Source organism: Sorangium sp. So ce1153, from assembly GCF_051521595.1.
Taxonomy (GTDB): domain Bacteria; phylum Myxococcota_A; class Polyangia; order Polyangiales; family Polyangiaceae; genus Sorangium.
Genome location: NZ_CP150361.1, coordinates 10,861,411 through 10,870,121 on the forward strand (window position 1 = coordinate 10,861,411; position 8,711 = coordinate 10,870,121).

Annotated in this window: 5 protein-coding genes; 2 read left to right on the forward strand and 3 right to left on the reverse strand. The window is 73.4% G+C overall.

The window, feature by feature from the left end; all coding sequences use genetic code 11:
• The first annotated feature begins 134 nt into the window (after window positions 1-134).
• A complete protein-coding gene (locus WME85_RS39330) occupies window positions 135-2,108 on the forward strand; it encodes an ATP-binding protein (protein WP_437828557.1) in 1,974 nt (657 codons plus the stop codon).
• Entirely contained in the window at window positions 2,105-4,378 is a 2,274-nt protein-coding gene (locus WME85_RS39335; RefSeq protein WP_437828559.1) for an ATP-binding protein, read from the forward strand. The genes WME85_RS39330 and WME85_RS39335 overlap by 4 nt, the downstream gene beginning before the upstream one ends.
• 256 nt (window positions 4,379-4,634) lie before the next feature.
• On the opposite strand, the gene WME85_RS39340 is transcribed toward WME85_RS39335, so the two are convergent.
• The 3 genes from WME85_RS39340 to WME85_RS39350 all read right to left on the reverse strand — a co-directional run bounded on the left by WME85_RS39340 (window position 4,635) and on the right by WME85_RS39350 (window position 8,508).
• Entirely contained in the window at window positions 4,635-6,872 is a 2,238-nt protein-coding gene (locus tag WME85_RS39340) for a DUF3160 domain-containing protein (protein ID WP_437828560.1), read from the reverse strand.
• A gap of 101 nt (window positions 6,873-6,973) precedes the next feature.
• Window positions 6,974-8,104 (reverse strand): PAS domain S-box protein, encoded by a 1,131-nt coding sequence (locus tag WME85_RS39345; protein WP_437828563.1) that lies wholly within the window; start codon window positions 8,102-8,104, stop codon window positions 6,974-6,976.
• Window positions 8,101-8,508 (reverse strand): DUF7793 family protein, encoded by a 408-nt coding sequence (locus WME85_RS39350; RefSeq protein ID WP_437828565.1) that lies wholly within the window; start codon window positions 8,506-8,508, stop codon window positions 8,101-8,103. The genes WME85_RS39345 and WME85_RS39350 overlap by 4 nt, the downstream gene beginning before the upstream one ends.
• Between the last annotated feature and the right edge of the window lie 203 nt (window positions 8,509-8,711).

Below are 8,711 nucleotides of genomic sequence, written 5' to 3' on the forward strand. Positions count from 1 at the left end.
CGGCTCGGCACGGGCGGTGAAAGCTCCGCCGATCGTTCGCCGCTCGGCGCTCACTCGGCGCGCATTCGCACGGTGGGTGCGCGCACTTCGCGCAGGGAGGTGTCGAGGGCGGGCGTGAGGGGGAGCAGTCGAGCGTGCACGCGCACTACGGAGCGGGCGGTGACGGGGGCGGTGGCCGACGCGCCGCGCCTTTGCCAGGGGATGCCGGGCTGTACTTCCTCGGATCGCTGCACGAGCTCGTCGCGGTCGGCCTGCACCGCCCGGCGCTCGAGGCGCTGTGCGCAGGGCAGCGCGACCTCGCGGAGCCGCCCATCGATCGCGCGTACCTGCTCAAGATCCTCGACGAGGAGATCTCCCGCCAGTTCGGTCACCCGCTCCGGCCGCTCATCGAGCTCGTGCTCAACGCCGCCGACGCGGCCCGCGCGCCGCAGCCGCTCGTCGACGTCACCGTCACCGACGGGCGGGTCGACGTCTGCGACACAGGCGTCGGCATGGGGCTCCGGGCAATCCTCTCACGGCTGCTCATCCCGTTCGCGACAGACAAGCGGCCCGGGATCGATCTGGGCCGCTTCGGCGTCGGGTTCTTCTCGGTGCTCGGGTTCGGGCTCTCGGATCCGGAGAGCTTCAGCCTGCACCTCACCACCGGGGACGGCATCGAGGGGTGGGCGATCCGCGTCGTGGCCTGGCCCGGCGAGGGCGACGCGCCCGACGCGCCCGCGTCGGCGCCCGAGGAGGTCGGGAGCGCCCGCGGCCGCGCGGCGCCCGAGGTCGCCGCCGCCCTCATGTGCTCGGTGCGCCGGATCGCGCCGCTGCTCGGCACGCGCGTGCGCGTCACGTCGTCGCTGCTCGAGGCGAGCGCGGTGCGCGCGTACCTGCGCGACGCGCTCCACTTCTTCCCCGCGAGCCGCGCCCTCGTGCTGCTCGACGGCGCTGCCGTGAACGACGGCCGGCTCATCTCGGGCGGGCAGCTCGTCCAGGAGCGGGTCGCACACCCCGGCGGAGCCGTCGCCGGCGCGGGCAGCCCCGCCGGCGCGGGCGCGCTGGGCGCCGGGTCGAGCGGCTTCGCGGAGCTGGCGCGCGCGCGTCTCGAGGAGGCCGAGGAGGCGCGCGGGCGCGCGCTCCTCGCGCGGTTCCACGTCGGCGGGCGGGGGCTGCTCCCGAGCATCTCGGCGGCCACCTTCCACGCCGGCGTCAAGGTCGACGCCTGCCTCGCCCTCGCCGAGCTCGCGCTCATCGATTTCCCGGCCGCGGTGGAGCTGACGGAGGGGCGCGACGCGCTCAAGGTCGGGCCGGAGTTCACCGCCGTCGCGGCGGCCTTCTACCGGCGGCTCATCCAGCTCGCCGCCGCGAGCGGCGAGGGCCGGCGCACGCGCGACCGGCTCGCCGAGATGGCCGCGCAGATCAGCGCCCTCATGCTGCAGTCCGCGGGCTGGGACGAGGTGGCCCGCGATCTCGCGCGCGCCCTGCTCGGCCCCGGCCGCTGCATGGTGACGCCCGAGCGGCGCGAGGCGCTGCTCGGGTTCCTCGGGCCGAGCGTGGCCGAGCGGCTCTTCGTGCCCGAGAGCTTCTGGGCGGAGCGCGAGTGGCAGCCGTACCTGCCCGGCGAGCGCGAGCTCCTCGAGGACGAGCTCGAGCTCGACCCCGCGGAGACGCTGTCGGCCCTCGCGCGGCGCCGCGGCGACCTCGCGGGGCTGCCGCTGCTGCTCGCCCGCGCGGCCAACCCGCACACGACCCTGGTCGCCCTCTGCCGCAGCCGGCTCCCGCCCGACCGCGGCGGCGCGGACGCCGCGGCGCCGCGCGGGGCTCCGGGCGCGCCCCCGTTCGCGCCCCCGTTCGCGCCCCCGTTCCCTGAGGCGGCGGGGCGGCGGCCTGCCGGCCCGCTGCCGTGCCTCGGGACGCGCCGACTCCTGCTCATCCGCGACGACAGCCCGGCGGTGCGGCGGCCCTCCGGCTGGAGCGACTGGTACGCGCTGCGCGCTGCCTTCGACCGGGCCTCCGGGGTGCGCGAGGCCGATCTCGAGCGCGATCTCATCGTCGGCGAACCCGTGGACGGGACGGCCTGCGCCGCGCCCCGGCCCGGTGAAAGGACGTCCGGAGGCGAGCCATGACCCAGATTTCGTACGGCCTCTTCTCGGAGCTGCTCCTCGTGCGGATCCACGGGCGCGCCGAGGCTTACCTCGAGGCGAGCAGCGCCGAGCGCCTCGCGCTCGTCGCCTCCTGCCGCAGCGAGGCCACGGTGCCCGACCTCGCGCAGCGCATCCTCTCGCGCACCATCTACGCGCAGGCGTCGTCGCGGATCGGCCCGCTCCGCGAGCTGCTCCAGAACGCGCTCGACGCCTCGCCCGCCGGCGCGCGCATCGACGTCCGCTCGACCGAGGACGGGCGCGAGATCTCGGTCACCGACCAGGGCCGCGGCATGACCCGGACCGAGCTCCTGACCGACCTGCTCGTCCCCTTCCGGAGCGGCAAGGCGGGCGAGCTCGACGCGATCGGCGAGCACGGGATCGGCTTCTTCTCTGCGCTGGAGATCGCGCCCTGGATCGAGGTCGTCACGGCGACGGCGTCGGGCGGGCACCGGCTGCTCGTCGCGCCGCTCGGCGCCGGGCCCCGCCACGAGGACTTCTCGTGGACGCTGCTGCCCCTGCCCCGCCCGTCTCCCACGCCCTCGCCGCCCTCGCCGTCCGCGGGGGATCACGCCGCGCGCCGCGCGATCACGGCGCGCGCCCCGGCGCCGCCGCGCCGCCCGGCGACCGGCACCTCGGTGCGGCTCTCGCTGGCGCAGCCGATCTCGCGGCCGGCGCTCGCCGCGGAGATCGCCGCGGCGGCGGGGCTGGTCGACCCGGCGGTCGCGCGGATCTACGTGGACGGCGCGCTCGTCAACACGGCGCGGGCGCGCCTCCGCCGCGCCGCGGACGTGCCGCTCCGGCTCCCGCCGTCGGGCGACATCTGCGGCGCGATCGAGCTCTTCGTGGGCCGGGGCGACGGCGTCGAGCCGCAGCTCACGATCACCCAGAAGGGGCTCACGGTGGCGACGCGGGTCGACCCGTTCCCTGGCCCGGAGCTCGGGCTGCACCGCGAGCTCGCGCGGGCGATCACGGCGGCCGGCTTCGGCCTCGTCGCGGAGCTGCCGCTCGGCGTGCCGCTCAACAAGGGCCGCTCCGCCGTCGCGGCGAGCGCTTCCGCGGCGGTCGAGGCGGCGCTCGTCGCCGCGTTCGAGCGCTTCATCCTGCGCGACGCCCTGTACGACCGCGAGCTCCTGCGCGCGGTGGATCACCGGCTCTCGTCGGTGCTCGACCGGCTCGTCCACGCGGCGCTGCTCGGCGAGAGCATCACGATCGCCTCCGCCCAGGCGGCGGACGAGCTCGATCCGCTCGCGCGCACGCCCACGGTGGCGGCCCCCGAGCAGGTCATCCGCTTCGCGGGCGGGCTGCTCGACGCGCCCCTCTTCCGGTCGATCGTGGTCGACGCGGGCCAGCGGCCGCCGGGGGCGCCGCCCGCGCCGCTCGGCCAGCTCCATTGGCGGGGCGCGGCGCTCACGCTGCGCGAGCTGCTCCAGGCCCACCGGGCCGGCGTGCTCCGCCCGCTCGAGGGCGCCCCGCTCCTGCCGTCGACCCAGGCCCGGAGCACCGCCCGCTGGCCGCTGGGCGCCTCGTCGGCGGCGCCCGAGCCGGCGGCCGGGGCGCCGGGCGCGCGGCCCGGGGAGCTCGTGTACCTCGCGCTCGACGAGCCGCTCGCGCTCGCGTTCTGGCGGCGCCTCGCCACCGAGGGCGCGGCCGCGCCGCACGCCCAGCCCGCCGCGGCGGCGCCGCCGCGGCCGCCGGGCGCCGCGCCGTGCCCGATGCCCCGCACCTCGCGCGACGTGCTCCTGAAGACCGCGGCCGACGTGGCCGGCGTGCGCGCCGCGGCGGCGGCCATGACGATCATCGAGCGGCTCGACGCGGCGATCTCCGAGTCCGCGGACCTGCCGACGTCGCCGATCTGGGCGCACCAGGACCTCTACGGCCCCGACGAGATGGCGCACACCGACGGGAGCGGCATCAGCGTGAACCTCGCCTCGGCGCGGGTGCGGGCGCTGCTCACCGCGGTGCTCCTGCGCGACGACGCCGTCGCGTTCACCGCGCTCACCGATCTCCTGCTCCACGAGAAGACGCACGTCTCGCTGGCGAGCTACGTCCCGCGCCCCATGGCCGAGCACGGCACGAGCTTCTACCGCCGCAAGGACTGGATGCGCCGCCGCCTGCTCGCGGCCATCGCGAGCGGCGCCGTCGTCGACCCGATCCGCTGGCTCGCGGTCGCGCGGCGAGGGCTCGTGAGCTCGGCGCTGCCGGCCCCCGAGGAGCTCTCGCGGGCTTTTCAGGCGGCGGCCGCGGCGGCATGAGGCACGCTCGGGTTCGCCGGGGAGCTGTGTCGGAGGCCACCGCGGCGGCTGCTGTTCACCCCGGAGGCCGTCCGGAGGTGCCGCGGCGAATTGAATTCAACCCGAGGCCATCGTGAGCCGGCTGTCGTGAGAGAGCTCACTGTCCAGCGCGCCCGGCGGGGCTGCTCGGTCGTCGACCGTGATCCCGCTGACGCGCCGGCACAGCTCGGCACATTCCGTTGGCGCGCGATCGCCGGCGTCGCGCTCCCGGGAGGGCTCAGCGGGAGACGAGGTCCTTCATCCAGGCGACGTCGTCGGGCCTCGTCACCCGGATCGCGCCGGCCCACTCCTCGTCGGTCATGCGCGCGAAGTCCTCGGTGATCTTCTCGAAGTACGACGAGGCGAGCCCCACGAACGCGCGCGGCGTGCCGCAGGGGTCGGCGGTGACGACCATGAGCCGCGGCAGGCCGGTGCCCACGTGCAGCACGCGCCCGACCGGCGACCCGACCTCGTCGGTCGGCTGCGTGTGCACGTCGGCGATCGTCGGATCCTGGGTCACGCCCTCGATCACGTTGAAGAAGAGCTCGGCGTACCAGCCCTCGGCGCCCTCGGGGGAGCCGCAGCCCATCTGGATCTTCACCGACTGGTTGATGAAATCGAGGTGCTCCTGCGTGAGGGGCAGGCCGGCGCGCTCGTTCGTGGCCATCTCGCCGAGCGTCGTCGCCACGTGGTGGAGCCGCGTGAAGTAGGCCGGGACCGCCTCCGCGAGCCACGGCGCGCTCGAGAGATCGAGCGTCTCGACGACCTTGCCGCCGTGCTCGGCCAGCTCGGCGATGCGCGCGTAGAACGCCGGGTACGGGTCCACGTAGGCGTCCGGGAACTCGCACGTGGCGCCGCCGGTGTACGACTGCTTGGCGTAGAGCAACGTGTCGTGCCGGAGCTCGGCCCAGGAGGCGAGCTGGGTGTTCAGGAGGCGCCGGCCCCACGCCTCGGTCTTCGCCACCTCCGGCAGCCCCTCGGTGTCGGCGAGCGCCCGCGCCGGCGACAGCTCCCGCAGCGCGACGAGCCAGCGGTTGTAGAGGTTCTTGCTCCAGAAGTCCGCCGGGTGCGCGTCGACGAGCACGCGCATCATGTGCAGGTCGGGCGCGTAGCGGAACTGGCCGAGCTCGGACCCGAGCAAGAGGCCCGCCTGATCGTTGCCCAGCGCGGCGAAGCCGACGTCGAGCGGGTTCGGCATCATGCGCTTGACGGCGCCGCCCTGCACCCGGTCGTAGACCACGTTCGAGAACACGTGCGAGTCGACCACGTACCGCTGGCCGAGCATCGCGAAGCTCGACGAGAGCGGCAGCGTGCCCTTGCCGAGCCCGTTGATCATGATGTGGCTCGAGATCCGCTGCGTCCCGTGCCCCTTCTTCACGATGACCTCGGCGATCCGGTCGTCCGGGACGCCGGCGAGCCCGGCGGCGTCGCCGAGGTCGAGGTCCTTGAGCAGGGCGTCGAGCCCGGGCAGCGTCATGTAGTCGCTCTCGCCGACGAAGGCCTGGATCGCGTCGTCGATGCGCGTGTAGCGGTCGAGGGTCTTCGCCTCGGCGAGCGCGCGCAGCGCGTACGCGCCCTCGAGCTGCCGCCGCTGGAAGCGCTGCGTGCCGTCGGGCTGGGTCTCCAGGAAGCGGAAGTCCACGCGGCCGAGCCACATCATGCTGCGGAAGTAGCGCTCGAGCTCGGGCTCGTCGGTGTAGTGGCCGCGGGGCTCGAACTGCGAGAAGTCCATGAGCCGGTCGGCGCCGAAGAGGCTCACCTCGGCCATGCCCTGGTGGGCCCTGGCGCCCGCGACGAGCTCGTCGATCGTCGCGGCGCTGGCGCCCGCGACGGGCGCGACGCGCTCCTCGGTGAGCAGCGCGAGCGCCACGGCCGTGAAGAGGTCCGCGTCGGCGCGCGCCTCGTCGCCGAGCTCGCTGCCCGCGCCGGCGGCGAGCCGCGCGCGCATCTCCTCGAGCATCCTGGTGAGCTCGGGGGCGAGCGACGCGAGCTCCACGGCCTTGAGGATCGCGTCGTAGGAGCGGTGGACCGCGTACAGGATCGAGTCCGCGGACACGTAGAGCGGCAGGTCGAGCGCGTAGATGCTCTCGTAGCCGTACACGAAGGTCGGGAAGCTCTTCTTCTCCGAGATGACGAAGCCGTTCTTCGAGAGCTTCGCGAGCTCGTCGTCGTCGAGGCCGAGCGAGGAGCCCTGGATGAGCGACAGGTGCTCGGCGTCCGCCGGCGCGTAAGGCAGGCTCGAGGCGAAGGCGACGGCGTACTTCGAGGCGAAGTCCCCGGCGGTCATGTCCGCCGAGGCCTCGCGCTCGTCGAGCAGCGCGGTGAGCTCCGCCTGCTGCTCGGGCCCGAGCTCCGCGGGCGGAGTCTCCGTGCCGCCCGGGCCGGGCTCGGGCGGCTGGCGGGTCTCGCCGGAGCAGCCGGCGGCGAGGGCGAGGAGGATCGGGACGACGTGAAAGTGAAGAAGTGTTTTGCGCATCGTGTTCCCCTTCCAGGGCGCCTCACCAGAGGCGCGGCGGACGCGATGCCAGCAAGGACGATGCCGGGCTCGCCCCCCCGGCGGCCACGATGCCTGTCCGTTCAGCCCGGCTTGACGTTCTCCGGCTTGACCTGCCGGAGCTGCCTCATGGCGTGTGCGATACCGGTCTGCAGCGAGCCGAACGTGAGCACACCGCCCAGGTTCAAATCGAGCGCCATGAGCGCGACCGCGACCTCCGGCCGGATACCGGTCAGGATCACCTGCGCGCCGAGGAGCCTCACCGCCTTCACCGCGTTGACGATCCCCTGCACCGCCCGCGCGTCGATCTTCCTCACGCCGGTGATGTCGATGATGACGATCCGCGCCTCCCGCGCCACGACGCCGTTCAGCAGCGTCTCCAGGATCTGAGTCGAGCGGCGGTCATCCACGGATCCGATCACCGGCATGGCCAGGATCTGATCGGCGATCGGCATGAGCGGCGTCGACAGCTCCTCGAGCAGGAGCGCCTGGGTCTCCACCACCTGCTGGAGGCGCTGGCGCTCCTCCTCCTCGAGGCGCTTGCGCTCCGAGAGATCTCGCGCGACGCAGACGAACCCCTGTATCTCCCCCAGCCCATTGATCATGACGGAGGCGGAGAGGGAGACCGCGACGATGTCTCCGGACTTCTTCAGGAATGCCGTCTCCTCGATGAGGAGGTTGGTCGCGCCGCTCATTTCCAGGGGGAGCACGGCCGGGAAGAGGAGGCTCGCGGGCTGGCCGAGGAGCTCCTCGGACGTGCGCTCCGACAGCCGGTAGGCCGCGGCGTTCACGCTCGTGATGAGCCCGGCCCTGTCCACGACGATGAGCAGGTCGCTCATCGATTCGATGATGTTGTCGACGTACTCCCTGGAGACCACCCGGGAGGCCAGCTCCTCCGCGACCATGTTCAAGCCCATGGCCAGCGCGTCCCAGGAGTCGCCCTTGTCGCCGATCTCGGCCCGGACCGTGAAGTCGAACGAGACGAGGGCGTTGAGCATCACCATGATTTCGTCGAGCCGGCGCTCCATCTGCGCCTGCGTGGCCCGCCGGGCGACGACCTCGTCCACGAGCGCCCTGACCGCCTGCGACGCCCGGCCCCACCCGGCGCCGTCCGGCTCCGCCAGCGCGCCCGCCCCGGGCTCCGGGCTCGCCTGGACGAGGATCGAGAAGAGCTCTGCGATACGAGGATCGTCGGTTGGTCCGCCTTCGCTCACGACCGAAAGCCTTTCAGCCACTCGATGGCGGACGACTCGTCATCGAAGATCTTCGTCGGCTTGCCGCGGCCGCCGCTGATGGTGCGGAATACCGCGAGCCAGATGTTGGCGAGGGTGTTGGTGAGCGGCGAGGAGGTCAACATGGCCACAGCAGCCCAGTTCTCCATGGCCTCCGAGCTCCCGTAATACGTCCGGGCATCCCGGTCGAGCCCCTTGACGTTGGCGATGTCGACGAGCGCCGGCCACCGCGGCTCCTTGTTGAGCTCGCGGATGCTCGCGATGACCTCCCGAGCGACCTGAACGTTCTGATGGGTCCCTGGAGCAAACTCGACACGAAGGATGCCGGTCGACTCGTCGGCCCAGACCTTACCGGACGAGAAGGTCACGACCTCACTCTTGCCCATCTTACTCTCTCCGCATGAGCTGAGCGCATGAAGCGCGCGATTCAACTTCGAACGGGCCAGAGCTGCCGCTGCGCTCCGTTGCTGACGAAGCAAGCGACACCCTATCCCAACTCGAACGCGATGTGTAGTGCTCGCCACGACGAAACCGCGAGCGCGGCGCGCGCCATGGGTGGTCAGAGCTCGATCGCGAGGTCACAGCAGCA